Annotated in this window: 15 protein-coding genes and 2 riboswitches; of the genes, 8 read left to right on the top strand and 7 right to left on the bottom strand. The window is 72.4% G+C overall.

Translation table 11 applies throughout. The features are described from left to right. Window positions 1–35: 35 nt before the first annotated feature. Window positions 36–108: riboswitch (cobalamin riboswitch) on the bottom strand. A gap of 148 nt (window positions 109–256) precedes the next feature. Next, window positions 257–333: riboswitch (cobalamin riboswitch) on the top strand. Window positions 334–465: 132 nt separating this feature from the next. Further along, window positions 466–1,938, top strand: coding sequence for a prenyltransferase/squalene oxidase repeat-containing protein (locus tag A3Q37_RS15950; protein WP_255311830.1), 1,473 nt, complete (start codon window positions 466–468; stop codon window positions 1,936–1,938). A 26-nt stretch (window positions 1,939–1,964) separates the two neighbouring features. On the opposite strand, the gene A3Q37_RS15945 is transcribed toward A3Q37_RS15950, so the two are convergent. Next, window positions 1,965–3,455, bottom strand: coding sequence for a short-chain fatty acyl-CoA regulator family protein (locus A3Q37_RS15945; protein WP_065484825.1), 1,491 nt, complete (start codon window positions 3,453–3,455; stop codon window positions 1,965–1,967). A gap of 373 nt (window positions 3,456–3,828) precedes the next feature. Here A3Q37_RS15945 and aceA point away from each other — a divergent pair, with 373 nt between their 5' ends. The 5 genes from aceA (at window position 3,829) to pgm (ending at window position 10,862) form a co-directional block, all read left to right on the top strand. Continuing rightward, the gene (gene aceA / locus A3Q37_RS15940; RefSeq protein ID WP_065484820.1) at window positions 3,829–5,109 is read left to right on the top strand and encodes an isocitrate lyase; all 1,281 of its coding nucleotides are present in this window, start codon (window positions 3,829–3,831) and stop codon (window positions 5,107–5,109) included. 80 nt (window positions 5,110–5,189) lie between these two features. Beyond that, on the top strand, window positions 5,190–6,782 hold the full coding sequence (gene aceB, locus A3Q37_RS15935) for a malate synthase A (protein WP_065484813.1): 1,593 nt from the start codon (window positions 5,190–5,192) through the stop codon (window positions 6,780–6,782). Beyond that, window positions 6,779–7,648 (top strand): 3-hydroxybutyryl-CoA dehydrogenase, encoded by an 870-nt coding sequence (locus tag A3Q37_RS15930; protein WP_065484812.1) that lies wholly within the window; start codon window positions 6,779–6,781, stop codon window positions 7,646–7,648. Before aceB ends, A3Q37_RS15930 begins: the two co-directional genes overlap by 4 nt. A 263-nt stretch (window positions 7,649–7,911) precedes the next feature. Continuing rightward, entirely contained in the window at window positions 7,912–8,979 is a 1,068-nt protein-coding gene (locus A3Q37_RS15925; protein ID WP_065484809.1) for a chitinase, read from the top strand. A 239-nt stretch (window positions 8,980–9,218) separates the two neighbouring features. Beyond that, on the top strand, window positions 9,219–10,862 hold the full coding sequence (pgm, locus tag A3Q37_RS15920) for a phosphoglucomutase (alpha-D-glucose-1,6-bisphosphate-dependent) (RefSeq protein WP_065484804.1): 1,644 nt from the start codon (window positions 9,219–9,221) through the stop codon (window positions 10,860–10,862). Here the strand turns inward: pgm and A3Q37_RS15915 are convergent. The 6 genes from A3Q37_RS15915 to A3Q37_RS15890 all read right to left on the bottom strand — a co-directional run bounded on the left by A3Q37_RS15915 (window position 10,859) and on the right by A3Q37_RS15890 (window position 16,939). Continuing rightward, the gene (locus A3Q37_RS15915) at window positions 10,859–12,130 is read right to left on the bottom strand and encodes a DUF6357 family protein (protein ID WP_065484797.1); all 1,272 of its coding nucleotides are present in this window, start codon (window positions 12,128–12,130) and stop codon (window positions 10,859–10,861) included. The two genes, pgm and A3Q37_RS15915, sit on opposite strands and share 4 nt — an antisense overlap. 133 nt (window positions 12,131–12,263) lie before the next feature. Next, entirely contained in the window at window positions 12,264–12,494 is a 231-nt protein-coding gene (locus A3Q37_RS15910) for a phosphopantetheine-binding protein (protein ID WP_225681615.1), read from the bottom strand. Window positions 12,495–12,499: 5 nt separating this feature from the next. Then, a complete protein-coding gene (locus A3Q37_RS15905; RefSeq protein ID WP_065484793.1) occupies window positions 12,500–13,132 on the bottom strand; it encodes an isochorismatase family protein in 633 nt (210 codons plus the stop codon). Between the two features lie 29 nt (window positions 13,133–13,161). Then, window positions 13,162–14,799: a (2,3-dihydroxybenzoyl)adenylate synthase gene (locus A3Q37_RS15900; RefSeq protein ID WP_065484790.1), complete on the bottom strand. Its 1,638-nt coding sequence runs from the start codon at window positions 14,797–14,799 to the stop codon at window positions 13,162–13,164. Further along, the gene (gene dhbC, locus A3Q37_RS15895) at window positions 14,796–16,001 is read right to left on the bottom strand and encodes an isochorismate synthase DhbC (RefSeq protein WP_065484782.1); all 1,206 of its coding nucleotides are present in this window, start codon (window positions 15,999–16,001) and stop codon (window positions 14,796–14,798) included. The genes A3Q37_RS15900 and dhbC overlap by 4 nt, the downstream gene beginning before the upstream one ends. 107 nt (window positions 16,002–16,108) lie before the next feature. Beyond that, complete coding sequence (locus A3Q37_RS15890) at window positions 16,109–16,939, bottom strand: 2,3-dihydro-2,3-dihydroxybenzoate dehydrogenase (protein WP_065484776.1); 831 nt, start codon at window positions 16,937–16,939, stop codon at window positions 16,109–16,111. A gap of 99 nt (window positions 16,940–17,038) precedes the next feature. On the opposite strand from A3Q37_RS15890, the gene fhuB reads away from it, so the two are divergent. Both fhuB and fes read left to right on the top strand, forming a co-directional pair. Further along, complete coding sequence (fhuB, locus tag A3Q37_RS15885) at window positions 17,039–19,351, top strand: Fe(3+)-hydroxamate ABC transporter permease FhuB (protein ID WP_107471541.1); 2,313 nt, start codon at window positions 17,039–17,041, stop codon at window positions 19,349–19,351. A gap of 153 nt (window positions 19,352–19,504) precedes the next feature. Then, complete coding sequence (gene fes, locus A3Q37_RS15880) at window positions 19,505–20,713, top strand: enterochelin esterase (RefSeq protein WP_255311829.1); 1,209 nt, start codon at window positions 19,505–19,507, stop codon at window positions 20,711–20,713. Window positions 20,714–20,721: the final 8 nt, after the last annotated feature.

The raw sequence follows: 20,721 nt of genomic DNA, 5'->3' as shown, positions 1-20,721 counted from the left end.
CCGCGACGGCGTTTCTCGCTGTGATTCCTGGCCCCAGGCAGTCCGGCTCGCCCGCGCGATGCGGGCCCACGGTTGCGGGTCAGCGCCGGATTTCGACCGGCTTCCCCTGGGGCTGAGTGCGTATCAGGCGGATTGGAACACGCTCTCGAAGAGGCCGTCAAGGTGTCCTGTGTCTCCTTCGCCCGCGCTCCGGCGCACGCCGGGCCGTCCCTGGCGCGCCCGTGCCGCCTCGGGTAGCGTCCTGGCCTGCCGTAGGGGGGAACCCGGTGCGAATCCGGGGCTGACGCGCAGCGGTGTGGGACGGCAGGGGGCCGGTCCCGAGCCCGAATGCCCAGACGGCGGTTGTCCCAGCAGAAGCCGTACCCACGCGCTCGGGCGTCGGCCACCCCCAGCCCGTCCTGACCCGCCGTGTGCGGCCCGGGAGGCGGCGCGGTGCCGTGCGCCCCTCACCCCAGGAGCAGGCACATGCCGCGTTCTGACACCTCCCGTACGTCCCGGATCTTCCGCGCCTCGCGCGCCTCCCGTACGTCCCCGACCTCCCGTACGCCGCGCCGCGTCGCCCTCGTGGCGCCCGCCGTGCTCGGGGCGTTCGCCCTCACGGCGCTTCCCGCCGCCGCGACCTCGACCCCCGCCCAGATCGCCACCTCGAAGACCAACGGTGTGGCGTACGTCAAGTCCCTCCAGGCGGCGGACGGTTCGTACGCCGGATCCGGGCTCTCCAACGAATGGGCGTTCAGCGCGTTCGCCGCCGCCGGAACGGCCGCCGTGGACGTCACCCCGGGCGGCGACGCCACCAAGAACGCCCGCACCGTCTACCGCAACCTCCTGGCCACCCCCGGCTGGCCCTCCGCCACCCCCGTCGTCACCGACTACCAGCGCGGCACGCTCAACGCGTACGCCGCCGGGATCGACCCCGCCCGGGTCTCCGCGTCACGCAACCTGATCGCCGACATCTACGGCTACTGGCAGACCGCGGAGGCCGGCTACTTCGGCCCCTCCGCCAACTACAACGGGACCGTCTTCGCCGCCCTCGCCCTGGGCGGCGCGAGAACCCAGGCGGGCGGCCAGCGCGTCCCGCAGGCCCTCGTCGACAAGATCGTCACCCGCCTCCGGGCCAACCAGCACAACGACGGAGGCTGGACCTACGCCAAGGCCGAGGGCAACGCCACCGAACTGGCCAAGCCGGGCGACGTCGACATGACCGGGGCCTCCATGGCCGCGCTCTGCGTCTCCGGCGTCCCCAACACCGACCCCGACATCCTCCAGGCCAAGGCGTTCCTCAAGAGCAAGCTGATCAACACCTCCGGCGCGTTCAACGCCATGTACGGCATCAACACCAGCTCCAACGGCTGGGCCGTCTCCGGGCTCAACGCCTGCGGCATCAACCCGCAGACCGGCGACTTCCTCACCCCGGCGGGCCGGACCCCGATCGACTTCCTGATCGCCCAGCAGTACAACCCGGGCGGCGGTTTCAAGTACCAGCCCTCCGACACCTCCCCGTCCGCCTACTCCTCCCTCGACGCCCTGCGCGCCGTCGCCGGCGGCGGATTCACCACCGCACCGCCCACCCCGGTGACCCCGGGCGCGCCCAAGTGGGTCGCGGCGAGCGGGTTCACGGCCGGTACGGCGACGAAGCTGGCGCTCACCGTGGACGACGGCACCGGCGCCCTGAAGGTCTGCTCGGTCGCCGTCACCCCGACCGGGACGACCACCACGCTCGGCGACGTCCTCAACGCCGCGACGGGCGCCGCCACCCCGGCGGGCTGCGTCACCTCGGTGGTTCCCGCATCCGGCACCGGAACCATCACGTCCGTCAACGGCAAGGCCAACGCGGGCGCGGCGACCTGGAAGGTGTCCGTCGACGGCTCGGCCTTCGCCGGGGCCGCCCGCAACAAGGTGATCGGGGTCGGCGACACGATCGCCCTGCGCTACTCCTGACCCGCCACACCCGGTGAAGGGGCCGCCTACGCGGGCGTCCCCTTCACCGGGTACGGCACGAACGTGCTGCTGTTCTCGTCGATCGCCAGCGGCTGCCCCAGCGGCGGCACCGCCCGCTGCGGGCAGTCCAGACGTTCGCAGATCCGGCAGCCCATCCCGATCGGGGTCGCCGCCGAGGCGTTGTCCAGGTCGAGACCGTCGGAGTAGACCAGCCGCCCGGCGTGCCGGATCTCGCAGCCGAGACCGATCGCGAACGTCTTGCCCGGCTCGCCCCAGCCGCCCCGGTGCCGGGTCACCGCCCGCGCGGTCCACAGGTAGCGCTGCCCGTCGGGCATGGCCGCGATCTGGACATGGATACGGCCGGGCGCGGCGAACGCCTCGTACACGTTCCACAGGGGGCAGGTGCCGCCCGCGCGGGAGAAGTGGAACCCGGTCGCGGACTGCCGCTTCGACATGTTCCCGGCCCGGTCGACCCGGACGAAGGAGAACGGCACCCCGCGCAGCCGGGGCCGCTGGAGCGTGGAGAGCCGGTGGCAGACCGTCTCGTAGCCGAGCCCGAACCGGTCGGTGAGGCGCTCGATGTCGTACCGCACCTCCTCGGCCGCCGTGTGGAAGGCCCGGTACGGGAGGATCAGCGCGCCCGCGAAGTAGTTGGCGACCCCGATCCGGGCCAGCGGCCAGGTCGCCGAGCCCTCGTCGTAGTCCTCCGATGCCAGCCGGTCGATCTCCGCGCCGTATTCGAGCAGGGCCAGCTGCGTCGCCATCCGGAACGCCTGCTGCCCGGGCCGGAGACGGCCGGACAGATACAGCACCCGGGCGTCCCGGTCGTAATGGTGCAGCCGGCCGGTGTCCGCCGCACGGCCGCCGTCCTTCGGCCGCTGGTCCGGTCTGCCCAGGGATGTGCCCGTTCCGGGCCGGGACTGCCGGTCGGTGGCGGTCGCCAGCCGGATGCCGTGCCGTTCGGTGAGCCGCGCCGAGAGCGCTCGTACGACCTCGCCGGGCCGCACCCCGATCTCCGCCGCCAGCTCCTCCGCCGCCAGGTCCGCCTCGTGCAGATAGTTCTGGCGGCGGTAGAAGAACTCCCGGATCTCCTCGTGCGGGGAGCGCGGCAGGTCCGGCCCGCCGCCGCCCCGCAGCTCGGCGGCCTCCGCGAGCCGCCCGGCCAGCGCCTGGTTGCGCCGCCCCAGGTCGAGCAGCACGTTCGCCACCCCCGGCAGCCGCGAGGCCAGCTCGGACAGCTCGGCGGCCGAGACCCGCGCCGCACCGACCTCGTCCGCCAGGGCCTCCCGCAGATCCGCCAGTACGCGGGCGGTGTCCCGCTCCGAGAAGAAGCCCGGGTCCACCCCGAAGGCCTCGGTCAGCCGGAGCAGCACCGGCACCGTCAGCGGCCGCGAATCATGCTCCATCTGGTTGAGGTAGCTCGGCGAGATCGCCAGTACCCGGGCCAGCTCCGCCTGGCTCAGGCCGCGCTCCTCACGGAGCCGGCGCAGCCGCGCTCCCGCGTAGGTCTTGCTCACATCGGGGCCCTTCCCGCCGTCGTCGACATATCGGCAACCTTAGCCGCCAGGAGGCGCCCACGATCCTTCGCAACCTTGGCAAAGCGCGCTGGAAGATTCGCAGAACTTGGCAGACGTACCCCGTTGATGGCACTCAGTGCCACTGTCAGAGTTGTCAGTGCGGCCCACCGGACACCGGCTCCGGGCCGAGGTACCGAGCACGATTTCATGCCCTGACGTCGTTCTCCTCGGGACCCCGGTCCGATCCGCCGGGCGCATTGCTTACCGTTCCACCTCGGAGGTCCGGTGGGCCGCACAGAGAAGCTGCGTCACTCGGTGACGCGGACTTCGCACCCTTCACACGATCGACCCACACGACTTCGGGAGACACGCCATGGCGCAGGCAAGGACGACGGCGGAAGAGCTGGCGCAGCGGTGGGCGAGCGACCCCCGCTGGAAGGGCATCGAGCGCACCTACAGCGCGGAGGACGTGGTCCGGCTCTCCGGCAGCGTCCGTGAGGAGCACACCCTGGCCCGGCGCGGTGCCGAGCGGCTGTGGCGTCAGCTCCACGAGCAGGACTACATCCACGCGCTCGGCGCCCTGACCGGCGGCCAGGCCGTCCAGCAGGTCAAGGCCGGCCTCCAGGCCATCTACCTCTCCGGCTGGCAGGTCGCCGCCGACGCCAACCTGGCCGGCCACACCTACCCCGACCAGAGCCTCTACCCGGCCAACTCGGTCCCGAGCGTCGTCCGCAGGATCAACAACGCCCTCCTGCGCGCCGACCAGATCGCCACCGCCGAGGACGCGGGCGACACCACCGACTACCTGGCCCCGATCGTCGCCGACGCCGAGGCCGGCTTCGGCGGCCCGCTCAACGCCTTCGAGCTCACCAAGGCGATGATCGAGGCGGGCGCGGCCGGTATCCACTACGAGGACCAGCTCGCCTCCGAGAAGAAGTGCGGCCACCTCGGCGGCAAGGTCCTCGTCCCCACCGCCCAGCATGTGCGCACCCTCAACGCGGCCCGTCTCGCCGCCGACATCGCGGACGTCCCGACCCTGATCGTGGCCCGCACCGACGCACTCGCCGCCAACCTCATCACCAGCGACGTCGACGAGCGCGACGCGCGGTTCATCACGGGCGACCGGACCGCCGAGGGCTTCTACCGCGTCCAGAACGGCATGGCCCCGGTCATCTCGCGCGGCCTCGCCTACGCCCCGTACGCCGACCTCATCTGGGTCGAGACCGGCACCCCGGACCTGGCGCAGGCCCGCGAGTTCGCCGAGGCGATCCACGCCGAGCACCCGGACCAGATGCTCGCGTACAACTGCTCCCCGTCCTTCAACTGGCGGGCCGCGCTGGACGACGACCAGATCGCCAAGTTCCAGCGCGAGCTGGGCGCGATGGGCTACCGCTTCCAGTTCATCACCCTGGCCGGCTTCCACTCCCTCAACCACGCCATGTTCGACCTGGCGCGCGGCTACGCCGAGCAGGGCATGACCGCCTACGTCGACCTCCAGGAGCGCGAGTTCGCCGCCCAGGCGCAGGGCTTCACCGCCGTCAAGCACCAGCGCGAGGTCGGCACCGGCTACTTCGACCAGGTCTCCACCGCCATCAACCCCGCCTCCTCCACCACGGCCCTCACCGGCTCCACCGAGGAAGAGCAGTTCCACTAGAAGTCCCGGCCGGCCGCGGGGGAGCCCACACCCCCGCGGCCGGGGCCACCCCCCGCCCGCACACCGCTGAGGAGACCCGCATGACCACCCTTGCCACGACCGGCCGCGTCCAGGTCCTCGGCGTACCGGGCGACCGGCACGAGGAGGTCCTCACCCCCGAGGCCCTCGACTTCATCGGCCGCCTCGACGCGGCCTTCGCCGCCCGCCGCTTCGACCTGCTGACCGAGCGCCGCCGCCGCTCCGCCCTGCTGCGCGGCGGCACACCGCTCGACTTCTCCCGTGCCACCAAGTCGATCCGCAAGGACCCCGACTGGCAGGTCGCCCGGCCCGCCCCCGGTCTGACCGACCGCCGGGTGGAGATCACCGGCCCGCCCGAGCGGTCCATGGCCGTCAACGCGCTCAACTCCGGCGCCCAGGTGTGGATGGCCGACTTCGAGGACGCCACCTCGCCCACCTGGGAGAACATCGTCCGGGGCCAGCTGACCCTGATCGACGCCATCGACCGCCGCATCGACTTCACCACCACGAGCGGCAAGGAGTACCGCCTCACCGACCGGCCCGCCACCATCATGGTCCGGCCGCGCGGCTGGCACCTCACCGAGAAGCACCTCGTCATCGACGAGCGGCCCGTGCCCGCCGCACTCGTCGACTTCGGCCTCTACTTCTTCCACTGCGCCCGGCGGCAGATCGACGCGGGCAGCGGACCGTACTTCTACCTCCCCAAGCTGGAGAACCGGTACGAGGCCCGGCTCTGGAACGACGTCTTCCTCCTCGCCCAGGACCTGCTGGACATCCCCCGGGGAACGATCAGGGCGACCGTCCTCATCGAGACGATCACCGCCGCGTTCGAGATGGAGGAGATCCTCTACGAGCTGCGCGAACACAGCGCGGGACTCAACGCGGGCCGCTGGGACTACCTGTTCAGCCTGATCAAGAACTTCGCGCACCGCCCCGACTTCGTCCTCCCCGACCGGGCGAAGGTCACCATGACCGCCCCGTTCCTGCGGGCGTACACCGAGCTCCTGGTCCGCACCTGCCACAAGCGCGGCGCGCACGCCATCGGCGGTATGGCCGCCCAGATCCCCGGCCGCGAACCGGCCGCCCGGGAAGCCGCCCTGGCGAAGGTCCGGCTCGACAAGGAGCGGGAGGCGGAGGACGGCTTCGACGGCTCCTGGGTGGCCCACCCCGGGCTCGTCCCGGTCTGCCGGACCGTCTTCGACGAGGTGCTGGGCGACCGCCCGCACCAGCTGGAGCGCACCCGCGACGACGTCCACGTCAGTGCCGACGACCTCGTCGCCGTCCGGCGCACGGCGGGCCGCCCGACCCCGGAGGGCGTCCGCGACAACATCGCCGTCGCCCTGCGCTACTACGACGCCTGGCTGCGCGGACAGGGGGCCGTCGCGCTGAACGGGCTCATGGAGGACACGGCCACCGCCGAGATCGCCCGGGTCCAGATCTGGCAGTGGCTCAAGCACCGGGCCGTCGACCGCGAGACGGTGCTCGGGCTCCTCGACGAGGAACTGGCCGCGCTCGGCGCCACATACCCCTGGGCCCAGCTCGACCAGGTCCGCGACCTGTTCGAACGCACCGCGCTCGGCAAGGAGCTGCCCGCCTTCTTCACCACCGAGGCGTACGCCCGCCACCTCGTCGGCCGTCCGGCGGTGCGGGCATGAGCGCCGCCGTCGCCCGGGTGGGCGTCGTCGGCGGCGGCCAGATGGGGGCCGGGATCGCCGAGGTCTGCGCCCGCGCCGGGCTGGACACCATCGTCTGCGAGGCCGACCGCGCCGCCGCCGACCGGGCCCGCGAACGCGTGGCCGTCTCCCTGGAACGGGCCGTCCAGCGCGGCAAGCTCGACCGGCTCTCCGCCGAGGACGCCCTCGGCCGACTGGTCTTCACCGGAAGCCTCGACGATCTGGCCGACCGTCAACTCGTGATCGAGGCCGTCGTCGAGGACGCCGCGGCCAAGACGGAGATCTTCACCGCCCTCGACAAGATCGTCGAGGACCCGGAAGCGATCCTGGCGACCAACACCTCCGCCATCCCCGTCATGCGGCTCGGCATGGCCACCCAGCGCGCCGACCGCGTCCTCGGACTGCACTTCTTCAACCCCGTGCCGGTCCTCCCGCTCGTCGAGGTGGTGACCTCGCTGCACACCTCCGCCGAAACACTGGCCGCAGCCGAGGAGTTCGCCACCACGGCGCTCGGCAAGACGGTGGTCCGCTCCCAGGACCGGGCCGGCTTCGTCGTCAACGCGCTCCTCATCCCGTATCTGCTCTCCGCGATCCGGATGGCCGAGTCCGGGTTCGCCACCGCCGCCGACGTGGACGCCGGGATGGAGCTGGGCTGCGCCCACCCGATGGGCCCGCTCAAGCTCGCCGACCTGATCGGCCTCGACACGGTGGCCTCCATCGCCGCGTCGCTGTACGACGAGTTCAAGGAACCTCTCTACGCCCCGCCGCCGCTGCTCCAGCGGATGGTGGAGGCGGGGCTGCTCGGCCGGAAGACCGGGCGCGGGTTCCACATCTACGACCGGGGCTGAGGGGCCCGGGTTCCGGGTCGCGGCTGAGGGGCCGCGACCACTGACCGGACGGGGTGGGAAGCGGTTGACTGTGCCGCTGCCCACCCCGCCGCGGTGTCCGCCGCACGGTCCCTGCCCTACGGTCCTGACGGGCCGTCTGGTCCAGACCTCTTGACCGAAGGTCTGGACCATTCTACGTTTTGACGGGGTCACGACACAGGGCGGGTCGGGGCGAACGTTTCGCACCGACGGCGGCTGACCCGGGCAGGAAGGACAACCGGATCATGGGGCGTACATCACGACTGCTGGGCCTCGGCCTGGCCGCGGCGCTCGTCGTACCGATGCTGGTCGGAGCCGCACCGCCGAAGGCCGCGGAGAGAGCCGGGGCGGCCGCCGAGACCTGTGCGGTCAAGTCGAAACCCACGGGCAAGGTGCTCCAGGGGTACTGGGAGAACTGGGACGGCGCGGCCAACGGCGTGCACCCGCCGCTCGGCTGGATCCCGATCACCGACTCCCGCATCGCCCAGCACGGCTACAACGTCATCAACGCGGCCTTCCCCGTCATCCTCTCCGACGGCACCGTCCTCTGGGAGGACGGCATGGACAGCACCGTGAAGGTCGCCACCCCCGCCGAGATGTGCGAGGCCAAGGCCGCCGGCGCCACCGTCCTCATGTCGATCGGCGGAGCCACGGCCGGGATCGACCTCAACTCCAGCACGGTGGCCGACCGGTTCGTCGAGACGATCGTCCCGATCCTGAAAGAGTACAACTTCGACGGGATCGACATCGACATCGAGACCGGCCTCACCGGCAGCGGCAACATCGACCAGCTGTCCCCGTCGCAGGCCAACCTCATCCGCATCATCGACGGCGTCCTCGCCGCCATGCCGTCGAACTTCGGCCTCACCATGGCCCCCGAGACGGCGTACGTCACCGGCGGCAGCGTCGTCTACGGCTCCATCTGGGGCGCGTACCTCCCGGTCATCAAGAAGTACGCCGACAACGGCCGCCTGTGGTGGCTGAACATGCAGTACTACAACGGCAGCATGTACGGCTGCTCCGGCGACTCCTACTCCGCCGGAACCGTCGAGGGCTTCACCGCCCAGACCGACTGCCTGAACAGCGGCCTTGTCATCCAGGGCACCACCATCAAGGTGCCCTACGACAAACAGGTCCCCGGTCTGCCCGCCCAGCCCGGCGCCGGCGGCGGCCACATGTCCACCGGACTCGTCTCGCAGGCCTGGAACCACTACAACGGCTCCCTGAAGGGGCTGATGACCTGGTCGCTGAACTGGGACGGCTCCAAGGGCTGGACCTTCGGCGACAACGTGAAGGCCCTCCAGGGCCGTTGAGCTCCTGCCGTACGGCTCCCGCACCCCTGCCCGTACGGTTTCCGCGCCCCCGGTCCGCCGATGACCGGGGGCGCGGCGCTGCTCCGGGCGGGGCACAACACGAGGAAGGCGTGAACCGGTCGCACGCCGGGGCGGTCGAGAGAGCAGAATCGGGTACGGACCGGGGGTGATCGTTTCCCGGTGCGACGGGCCCGTCCCCCCGCGGGCCGGCCGACGACGAAGACGTACGAGGAGACCCGATGGCGCACGAACGGGCCGGTCACCCGGCACAGTCCGCAGACCTGGTCGACGTGGCACGGCTGGTGACGGCCTACTACGCCCTCCACCCCGACCCGGCCGACCCCGCCCAACGCGTCGCCTTCGGCACCTCCGGCCACCGGGGCTCCGCGTTCGCCGCCGCGTTCAACGAGGACCACATCGCCGCCACCACCCAGGCGATCTGCGACTACCGCACCCGCCAGGGCACCGACGGACCCCTGTTCCTCGGCGCGGACACCCACGCGCTCTCCGAGCCCGCCCGGGTCACCGCCTTGGAGGTGCTCGCCGCCAACGGGGCCATCGTCCTCATCGACAGCGAGGACGGCTACACCCCGACCCCGGCCGTCTCGCACGCCATCCTCACGTACAACCAGGGGCGCACCGAGCACCTCGCCGACGGCATCGTGGTCACCCCGTCGCACAACCCGCCCGCCGACGGCGGCTTCAAGTACAACCCGCCGAACGGGGGACCGGCCGCATCGGATGCCACCTCCTGGATCCAGGACCGGGCGAACGCCCTGATCGAGGCCGGACTCGGGGAGGTCCGCCGGATCCCGTACGCTCGCGCCCTGGCCGCCGACACCACCCGCCGCCACGACTTCCTGACCGCGTACGTCGACGACCTGCCGTCCGTCCTCGACCTCGACGCCGTACGGGACGCGGGGATCCGCATCGGCGCCGACCCGCTCGGCGGCGCGTCCGTCGCCTACTGGGGGCGGATCGCCGAGCGCCACCGGATCGATCTCACGGTGGTGAACCCGCTGGCCGATCCCACCTGGCGGTTCATGACGCTGGACTGGGACGGCAAGATCCGCATGGACTGCTCGTCCCCGCACGCCATGGCCTCGCTCATCGAGCAGCGCGACGCGTACGCCATCGCCACCGGCAACGACGCGGACGCCGACCGGCACGGCATCGTCACCCCCGACGGCGGGCTGATGAACCCCAACCACTACCTCGCCGTCGCCATCGACTACCTCTACACCCACCGCGACGCCTGGGCCGCCGGGACCGGCATCGGCAAGACCCTGGTCTCCTCGTCCATGATCGACCGGGTCGCCCACGACCTCGGCCGGACCCTGGTGGAGGTCCCGGTCGGCTTCAAGTGGTTCGTCGACGGCCTCTACGACGGCAGCCTCGGCTTCGGCGGTGAGGAGTCCGCCGGGGCCTCCTTCCTGCGCCGGGACGGCCGGGTCTGGACCACGGACAAGGACGGCATCCTGCTGGCCCTCCTCGCCTCCGAGATCACCGCCGTCACCGGCGCCTCCCCCTCCGAGCACTACGCCCGCCTCACCGACCGCTTCGGCGACCCGGCGTACGCCCGTATCGACGCCCCCGCCACCCGCGAGGAGAAGGCCGTCCTGGCGAAGCTCTCCCCGCAGCAGGTCAAGGCCGACACCCTGGCCGGCGAACCCGTCACCGCCGTCCTCACCGAGGCCCCCGGCAACGGGGCCCCGATCGGCGGCCTCAAGGTCTGCACCGACAGCGCCTGGTTCGCCGCCCGCCCCTCGGGCACGGAGGACGTCTACAAGGTGTACGCGGAGAGCTTCCAGGGCCCCGGCCACCTCGCCCGGGTCCAGGAGGAGGCGCGGGCGCTGGTGTCCGAAGCGCTGGGCGGCGCCTAGGCGTCGGGCCGGCCGCCGCGTCGCCGCCGCCGGGCGCGTTCCAGCTCGGCGGCGTCCGACAGCCAGGAGCCGTACCGGTCGAGGGCGGCCCAGCCACCGCGGACGTAGGCGCTCACCAGGGTCCGGTACCCGCTCATCCCGTCGATGAGCGTGTACTCGACCCGGTACTCCGGATCCGACCCGCCGCGGCCCTTGCGCACCGTCATGACCCGGGCGGCGGTGTCGGCGTAGAAGTGCAGCTGGATCCCCTCACCCAGCTCCTCGTCCTCGACGGTGAACACCTCGTTGTCGCCGGCGGAGCGATCACCGACGAACTCCCAGAACTCCGCCGAGGCGGTGCGGCCGCTGCCCGCGCGCCACTTCTTCTCGACGCCCTTGTCGTCGGTGAAGGACAGGACGGTCTTCCTCGTCCCCGCGCCCTCGCCGGGGCCGCCGGTGATCTCCTCGTCGTCCTCCAGAGGCGCGTTCCTGGAGCGATGGGCGGCTTCCGAGCACATCAGGAAGCTCACGGTACGGACGGCGTCGGCGGCGAGATCCGGGTGCGCCTGGCGCACGGCGGCGTCCACCGCCGTCTCCATCCGGCTCCAGTCGCGCTTGTCCGTGGCGCGCTTGCCCCGTCGCGGGTCGCGGCCGATCCGCATTCCGGCGCACGCCTGCTCGGCGGTGGCGAGCACCCGCATGACCTCGGGCAGCAGCGCGGGGTCGACGGCGTCCGGCACCCGCTTCGGGATCGTCGCGCCGTGCAGGTACTGGCCCGTGTACTTCAGTAGCGCCGTATCGAGCGGACCGAGGGCCACGCCGCGCTCGGCGCGACGGCGGTTCGCGTGATGCTCCTGAGCCCGCTTCTCGTCGGACGTCTCCGTCACCGCGCGCACCGCCGCGCAGACCTGACCGTGCTCCAGCAGTTCGATATCGGCCCCATGGGCGATGAGCCGGCCCCTGTCCCACGGGACGCGTCCGAAGTGCGCGTCGACGTCGGCGGGCGCGGCGAGGAGAACCGGATCCAGGAGCGCGACGGCGGCGTCCTCGTCGAGCCGGCCCCGGGTTCCGGCGGCATCGCACAACGGAAGGACCGCACTCCACAGGAGCAGGTGCCTGCCCAGGTCCGCCCGGATCACCGCGAGATGGGCTTCCCGGATCGGGAACGTGAACTCACGGGGCGAGTGGTTGACGTCCGCCCCGGCACCGAGCATCATCTTCAGCTCGCCGTCCTCGCGGATCACGTTCGGGATCCAGCCGTTCGCGCGCGTGAAAACGATGTCTCTCATGGCCCCAGTCTTTCCCATCGGACCAGGCCGGCGGCCCGGGCCCCACGACGACGGCCCCCGGGCCGCCGGCACCGTTCGCTCCGGTGCTCGGCGACTCCGAAGAACGCGCGTCGGACGTACAGGTACGCCAGGGTCAGCCGGTCACGCCCAGCAGCGGGGCCCAGGCCTCCAGCGCCGGCTTCTCGGCCAGGTCGGCGAAGGCGACCTCGATGCCGTGGTCGCGACGCCAGGCGGCGGCCAGCGACATCAGGCGTACGGAGTCGAGGCCGTAGTCGACGAGGTTCTCGTCGACGGGGATCTCCTCGGGGTCCTCGCCGAGGATGTCCGCGACATCGGCACGGAGCTGTTCGAGCGTGAGCGCCACGGCGGTCACTTCCCTTCGAAGACGGTCCGGGCGGTGGTGACGACGGCGCACTTGCCCGCCGCCCACCGCAGCGCCATCGCATGGTCCTCGGCGGAGAAGTCCGCCACCGCGTCGGCCACCACGAACGCCTGGATGTCCTGCATCCAGGCGTCGCACGCGGTCATCAGCACGCCGATGTGGGCGTAGACGCCGGTGATGACGATCTGGTCGCGGCCCTGCTCGCGCAGGCGCTCCAGCAGATCCGTGCGGACGAAGCCGCTGTACTTCCACTTGGTGAGGACGGTGTCGTCCGCGTCGGGTGCGACCTCGTCCGCGATCGCCGCCAGCCGCTCGTCGGCCGGCAGTCCGGGTCCCCAGAAGTCCTGCTGGAGACCGCGTTCCTCCGCGCTCTGGCCGCCGGGCTGCGCGGTGTAGAGCACCGGGACCCCGAGCCGTGCCGCGTCCTTCTTCAACTCGGCGACATGGGAGAGGAGTTCGGGGACGGGCGCGGCCTCGCGGTCGTACGCCGACAGGAAGTAGTTCTGGAGGTCGTGGACGAGGAGCACGGCGCGCGCCGGGTCGACGGTCCAGTCGACCCGGTTGGCGGGCAACTCGTCCGCGGACGGCATGGGATAGGGGACGACGGCGGGCAGAGCCATGGTGGAGAGGGTTCCGTTCGGGGGGTCGTTCAGTGGGACGGTGAGGAAGGAGCGGTGCGGGCGGCGGCGTTGCGCAGGTCCTTCTTGGAGACCTTGCCCACGCCGGTCTGCGGGAACGCGTCGACGAACTCGACCCGGTCCGGCACCTTGTAGGCAGCCAGGCCCCGTTCGCGGACGAACCGCTTCACGGCGACCGCCTTCAGCGGGCCCGCGCCCGAGCGCAGGATCACATAGGCGCAGGTGCGTTCGCCCAGATACGGGTCCGGCTCGGCCACCACGTTGGCGTCGTGCACGGCCGGGTGGGCGAGGATGTGGTTCTCGACCTCCTCGGCGGCGATCTTCTCGCCGCCCCGGTTGATCTGGTCCTTGGCGCGCCCCTCGACGACGATGTGCCCGGTCTCCGTTACCCGCACGATGTCGCCGGTGCGGTAGAAGCCGTCCTCGGTGAAGGAACGGGCGTTGTGCTCGGGGGCGTTCCAGTAGCCCCGGATGGTGTACGGGCCCCGGGTCAGCAGGTGACCCGTCTCGCCCGGGGCGACTTCCTGATCCTCGTCGTCGACGACGAGGATCTCGTCGTCGGGCGAGATGGGCCGGCCCTGGGTGGTGACGATCGTCTCGACCGGGTCGTCCAGCCGGGTGTAGTTGACCAGCCCCTCGGCCATGCCGAACACCTGCTGGAGCGTGCAGCCGAGCGCGGGCCGCACCCGGCGGGCCGCCTCCTCGCTGAACTTGGCGCCGCCCACCAGCAGGACGTCCAGGCTGCCGAGGTCGTGCGCGGTGCCGGGCGCGGCCTCGGTCCAGAGCAGGGCCAGCGGCGGCACGAGCCCGGTGATGGTGACGCCCTCGCGCTCGATCAGCGGGAACGCCACCTCCGGCGAGGGCGCCGGGCACAGCACCACACGGCCCCCGGCGTACAGCGTGCCGAGCGAACCGGGGGAGGAGAGCGGGAAGTTGTGGGCGGCGGGCAGCACGCACAGGTAGACGCTGTTCTCGTCGACCGCGCAGATCTCGTTGGACCCCCGCAGCGAGTAGATGTAGTCGTCGTGGGTGCGCGGGATCAGTTTCGGGATGCCGGTGCTGCCGCCGGAGAGCTGGAGGAAGGCCAGATCGTCGGGGCGGGGCCCGCCGTAGCCGACCGGCTCCTCGGCGACCTCGGACAGAGCCTCGAACTCACCCGGGTCCCCCTGGGCGACGAACACATGGCGCAGCGTGCTCACATTGGCATGGGTCTTCGACGCCAGCTCACGGTAGTCGTAGCCGCCGTGCTCGGCCGCGACGACGTACGCCACCGCCTCGGTGAACTCGCAGAAGTAGGTGATCTCGCTCTCGCGGTGCGCGGGCAGCGCGAAGACGGGCAGCGCGCCGATCCGGAACAGCGCGAAGATCACCTCGAAGAACTCGGCGATGTTGGGGAGTTGCACCACCACCTTGTCGCCCTTGACGATCCCCCGGGAGAGGAAGCCCGCCGCCAGCCGGTCGGCGCGTAGGTCGAGATCGGCGTACGTCCACCGGCTGCCCGCCACCGGGTCGACGATCGCGACCCGGTCCGGGTGGGCCTCGGCGCGCTGCCGCAGCATCTCCCCGAAGGTCTCCCCGCGCCACCAGCCGGCCGCCCGGTACCTCTCGGCGAACTCGGCGGGCCAGGTGGGCGCCGTTTCCGTACTCACAGCTCGGCTCCCACGGCGCTCAGGAAGGTGCGGAACTTGGCCGCGGTCTCGGCGGTCTCCGCCTCGGGCTCGGAGGCGGCGACGACGCCCGCTCCGGCGTACAGGCGCAGGGTGCGCTCCTCGGCCTCGGCGCAGCGGATCGTGACGACCCAGTCGCCGTCACCCCGGGCGTCGCCCCAGCCGATCACGCCGGTGAAGAAGTCCCGGTCGAACGGCTCGGTCTCCGCGATGACCTCACGGGCCGTCTGCGTCGGCGTGCCGCACACGGCGGGCGTCGGGTGCAGCGCGAGGGCCAGCTCCAGCGCCGAGGTGTCGGGGGAGCGCAGGGTGCCGGTGACCGTGGTCGACAGGTGCCACATGGTGGCGGTGCGGATGAGCGTCGGCCGGGCCGGGACGGTCAGCTCCGTGCAGTGCGGCGCGAGCGCCTGGTGCACGGCGTCGACGACGACGGCGTGCTCGTGGAGGTCCTTGGCGGACTCCAGCAGCGTCGCCGCCCGGCGCACGTCCTCGGCCAGGTCGGCGCTGCGCGGGGTCGAGCCGGCGAGCGGGTTGGCGACGACCCGCTGTCCGTGGCGGGAGACGAGCAGCTCGGGGCTGGCGCCGATGAGGGTACGCCCGGGGCCGGTCGGCAGGGCGAACGTGTAACCGGAGGGGTCGCGGCGGGCGAGGCGCTGGAGCATCGCGGGCAGGTCGACCGGGGCGTCCGAGGTGAGTTCGAGGGTGCGGGCCAGGACGACCTTGCTGAACTCGCCGCGCCACATGCGTTCCACGGCGGCGGCGACGCCCTTGCCGTAGATCTCCGGCTCGGGCACCTGGCGTATCTCCCAGGACCCGGCGGTGGGCGCGGTCGCGGGCAGGGCGATCAGCGGGTCCGAGGCGAGCGCGGGCGCGGTGCGCACGGACTCCGGGACGCTCAGGGCGGCCGGGGCGGTGTGGTCGAAGGGGATGGCGCCGATGACCACCGGTGATTCCTGTCCGGCGGCGACCGCGGCGGCGAGCGTCTCGTCCACGCGCGCGGTCAACGGTCTCTCGTCGTGCGGGACATGGCGTCCCGGCCCCCGTGCGAGCAGCGTGCGTCCGGGGGTGGCGAGAAAGTGGTCGCCCGGTGTGTAGGCGTCCAGAAGCGAGGTGGCCGCTCCTACGGCCGGGTGGGCCGGATCGGCCGGGGCGGTGTGCGTGGCGACCTGGGATGCCGTCGACACGGGGGACTCCATTCTCGATGGTCCCGTCAGCGGGTGCGGGGGGCTGGATGGGAGGTGAAGGCAGGTGAGGGCAGGCGAAGGAACGGGAGGAGGGGCGGGCCGGGCGGTCAGCGCAGGGTCGCGCCGCCGTCCACGTACAGCTCCTGCATGGTGATGTGGCGGGCGCGGTCCGAGGCGAGGAACGCCACCGTCTCCGCGATGTCCCCGGGGTCGGCGATCCGGCCCAGCGGAATGCCGGTGCGGTATGTGGCGGGGTCCCCGTCGACGACGCGCTGTTCGGCGCCCGGGTCGGTCCACAGCGCGCGTTGCATCGGGGTGTCGGTGGAACCGGGCGCGACGACGTTGCAGCGGACCCCGCTGCGGGCGAGTTCGAGCCCCAGACATTTGGTGAACATGGCGGCGGCGGCCTTGGAGGCGGCGTAGGCGGCCATGCCGGTGCGCGGGATCCCGGCGGCGTTGGATCCGACGGTGACGATCGCGCCGGATCCGCGGGCCGCCATGAGCGGGGCGACGGCCTGGGAGACGTGGAAGACACCGGTGGCGTTCACCGCGAAGGTGTCCGCCCAGTCCTGCGCGGAGAGCACGGCCGCCGGGCCGGTGCGCAGGATTCCCGCCACGTTCACCAGGATGTCGACCGGGCCGAGTTGGCGCTCGACGCGGGCCACGGTGCTCTCCACCGAGCTCCGGTCGGTGACGTCCATCACATACGGGTCCAGACTGCCCGCCGAACGCTCGCCGGCGGGCAGTTTCTCCTGCGTCCGGGTCCACTCGGCGGCCGTCGCCTCGATGCCCGGCAGAGCCAGGTCGGTGGCGGCCACGCGAGCGCCGAGAGTGGCGAGCAGGCCGGCGACTGCCGCGCCGATGCCTTGGGCGGCACCGGTGACCAGGGCAGTGCGGCCGATGAACTCGCCGCTTCTGCCCGGTATGTGCTCAGACATGAGCAACCTCCTCCGGGTGTTAGGTAAGGGTAACCTAAATTGAAACGACCGCCCAGAACGTGTCGAGCCGTCGATATCTACTTAGGCTAGCCTCACCTTATGCAAACGCCGCACACGGGGACCACGGCCTCGGCTCCCGAACATGACTCCTCGACCGTTCAGTTGGACGAGGGAGAAGCCGACCGGCCGATCGCCGTCGCGGTCGTGCCCGCGACACCTGCCGTCACCCCCGGCGATTCCTCCGCCACGGCCGACCCGCGGCGGCGGACCGTGGTGGTGGCCGTCGCCGGACTGGCCGTCGCCGTCCTGCTGTTGACGGCCCTCTCCCTCTCGATCGGCGCGGGTGAGGTCGGCCCCGGCGGCGTCCTGGACTACCTGCTCGGCCGGGACGGCGCGCGCGACAACGCCCGGCTCTCCCTCGTCGTCGGCGACCTGCGCCTGCCGCGCACCTTCACCGCGCTGCTCGTCGGGGCCGCCCTCGGCGTCGCCGGCTGCCTCCTCCAGGCGGTCACCCGCAACCCCCTGGCCGAGACCGGGCTGCTCGGCGTCAACGCGGGCGCCTCGCTCGGCGTCGTCGCGGGCATCGCGCTGCTCGGCTTCGATTCCGGTTACGCCTACCTCGTCTGCGCGTTCGTCGGCGCGGTGGTCGCCAGCGGACTCGTCCTCCTCATATCCGGAAGACGCGGCGGCGGCTCTCCCATGCGCCTGGTCCTCGCCGGTGCGGCGCTCGGCGCCACCTTCGGCGGGCTCACCAGCGTCATCGTCGTCAACTCCGCCGAGACCTACGACAGATTCCGCTTCTGGGTCCTCGGGTCCCTCGCCGGGGTCGAGGGCTTCGGCGAACTCGGCCGGCTCGCCCCCGTTCTCGCCCTCGGCTTCGTCGTCGCGCTGCTGATCGCCCGCCCGCTCTCCGCCCTCGCCCTCGGCGACGACCTCGCCCGCAGCCTCGGCCACCGGCCCCCCGTGATCCGTACGGTCGTCGCCATCGGCGTCACCCTGCTGACCGCGGCCGCTGTCGCGCTCGCCGGGCCCATCTCCTTCCTCGGCCTGCTCGCCGGCTTCCTCGCCCGCGCCCTCGCCGGCACCCGGCTCGCCGCCCGCATCCTGCTCGCCGGGCTCATCGGCGCCTGCGTCCTGACGGTCTCCGACATCGCTGCCCGCGTGGTCTCCCGGCCCTTCGAAGCGCCCGTCTCCGTCATCGTCGCCCTCATCGGAGCGCCCGTCCTCATCGCCATCGTCCGCTCCAAGCAGCTGGCCTCGATGGGCATGACGGAACCGGCCACCGAGGAACGCGCACCCGACCGGCCCCGCCGCTTCCGGATCACCCTGCCGCGCCCGGCCCGCCGCACCCCGAAGGCCAAGACCCCGCGGGTCAGCCCGGCCGACACCCTCGTCCTGCGCCGCGGCCCGCTGTCCCTCCTCGTCACCCGGCGCGCCGCCCTGGCCGCCCTCGCCCTCACCGGGGTCCTCCTGCTCGCCGTCGTCCTCTCCGCCTACGCGGGCCAGAGCGACATGGGCGTCGCCCGTACCTTCCGCGCGGTGTTCGGCCAGGGCGACCGCTTCGACGTGCTGCTCGTCCAGAAGTTCCGCCTCGGCCGCATCGTCGCCGGACTCACCGCCGGCGCCGCCCTCGGCCTCGCGGGCTGCCTCACCCAGACCCTGGCCCGCAACCGCCTGGCCACCCCCGAACTCCTCGGCGTCAACGACGGGGCCACCGCCGCCGTCCTGCTCTCCGTCACCCTCAGCGCCACCGGAACGTTCGGCGCCTGGTGGGCCGGGCCGATCGGCGCCCTGGTCGCCGTCATCGTCGTCACCACCGTCTCCGGCGGCCTCGGCCAGCGCGGCTACCGCGTCCTCGTCGTCGGCCTCGCCATGTCCGCCCTGGCCTCCGCCATCACCCAGGTCGTCCTCTCCCGCCGGTCCCTCTCCTCCGCCAGCTCGCTGTACGTATGGACCTCGGGCAGCCTCAACGGGCGCAGCTACTCCGTCGCCGTCCCCGTCCTCATCGGCCTCGCGGTGCTCGTCCCCGTCAGCCTCGCCGTCGCCCGCCACCTGGGCGTCCTGCGCTTCGACGACGCGACCGCCTCCTCGCTGGGCTCCGCCCCCGGCCGGGTCCGCGCCCTGGCTCTGCTCCTCGCCGTCGCCCTCGCCGGCCTCGCGGTCGGCATCTGCGGACCCGTCGGCTTCGTCGCGCTCGCCTCCCCGGTCATCGCCTCCCGGCTCGCCGGACCCCTGCGCGTGCCGCTTGTCGGCTCGATGCTTACCGGAGCCGTCCTCGTCGTCGCCGCCGACACCCTCGGCCGCATCGTCCTCGACGGGGCCGAACTCCCCGTCGGCATCGTCACCACCGTCCTCGGCGGCCCCTTCCTGCTCTGGGTGCTGCTCGGCCGCTCGGCCGCCACCCGCGTGTAGCGACCCGCCACCCACGTACAGAACAGCGAGACAGCCATGACTCAGAAGCCGGCCTACCCGCCGCGCAAGAACCCGCCGCCCCCGCCCGTATCCACGGAACCGACATCCACGGGACCGATATCCACCGGGCCGACCGAATCCGAGGCGACCGCTGTGCGAAGCCCCCTGTTGCGTACGCTCCTCGCGGACGTCCGCGCCGGCAAGCCCGACGCCGAGGAGGCGTTCTGGCGGTACGCGGCCGCCACCGGCACCCCGCTCGTCGAACCCGACCCCGAGGGCGACCCGGACCACCGGCTCGTCACCTTCGTCCGCCGTGAGGACCCCGCGCGCCCCGCCACCCATGTCCTGGCCCTCGTCCACACGGTCACCGACAAGGACCGGCACGCGGGTGACCTCGCCCCCCATCTGATGCGACGGATCGAGGGCACGGGCGTGTGGGCGATCAGCCACCGGCTGCGCGCCGACCACCGTGCCTCGTACCAGTTCCACGCCACCGACGGCACCCGCGAGGACGCCCTGCGCGCCGACCGGGCCGCCTGGCTCCGGGTCCTCGACCACGCCGAACCCGACCCGCTCAACGACCGTACCCCGCTGCCCTCCCGGGACGGCCGCAACCCCGCCTCCGTCCTCGAACTCCCCGATGCCCCGCCCCAGTCACGCATCCGGCGGCGCGACGACGTGGACCGGGGCCGCACGCTCGACGCCGAGGTCGACGGCCGCTCCATCACCGTCCACCTGCCGCCCGGCCACCGCCCGGACGGCGGTCCGTACGCGCTCGCCGTGCTCCTCGACGGCGAGATGTGGGGGCCGGTCCTCGGCGTCGGCGACATCCTCGACAACCTGCACGCCGACGGAGACCTGCCGCCCACCGTGGCGGTCCTGGTCGACACCATGGGCCGGCGCATGGACGACCTCGCGTGCAGCGCCCCGTTCGTCGACTGGCTCGCCGACACCCTGCTGCCCTGGACCGAGCGGGAGTACGGGGCCGGGGCCGACGCCACACGGACCGTCGTCGCAGGCCAGAGCGCGGGCGGCCTCACCGCCGCGTTCGCCGCGTTCCAGCGGCCCGACCGCTTCGGCCTCGCCCTCTCCCAGTCGGGCTCCTTCTGGTGGCCCGACGACGAACGCGGCAGCGAATGGCTCACCGGGCAGTACGCGTGGGCGGAGCGCAGGCCGGTGACCCTCCATCTGGAGGTCGGCCTCCAGGAGTGGATGCTCCTCCAGGAGAACCGCAGGCTCCGCAATGTGCTGCGCGCCCGCGGATACGACGTCCGCTACCGGGAGTTCAACGGCGGCCACGACTACGCCTGCTGGCGGGGCGGCCTCGCGGACGGGCTGGCCGCTCTCCTCGGCGGGAGCTGAGCCACCTC

The sequence above is a fragment of the Streptomyces sp. PTY087I2 genome, from assembly GCF_001687325.1.
In the GTDB taxonomy this organism is placed as follows: Bacteria; Actinomycetota; Actinomycetes; order Streptomycetales; family Streptomycetaceae; genus Streptomyces.
This window is presented reverse-complemented; position numbering and strand designations above follow the sequence as displayed.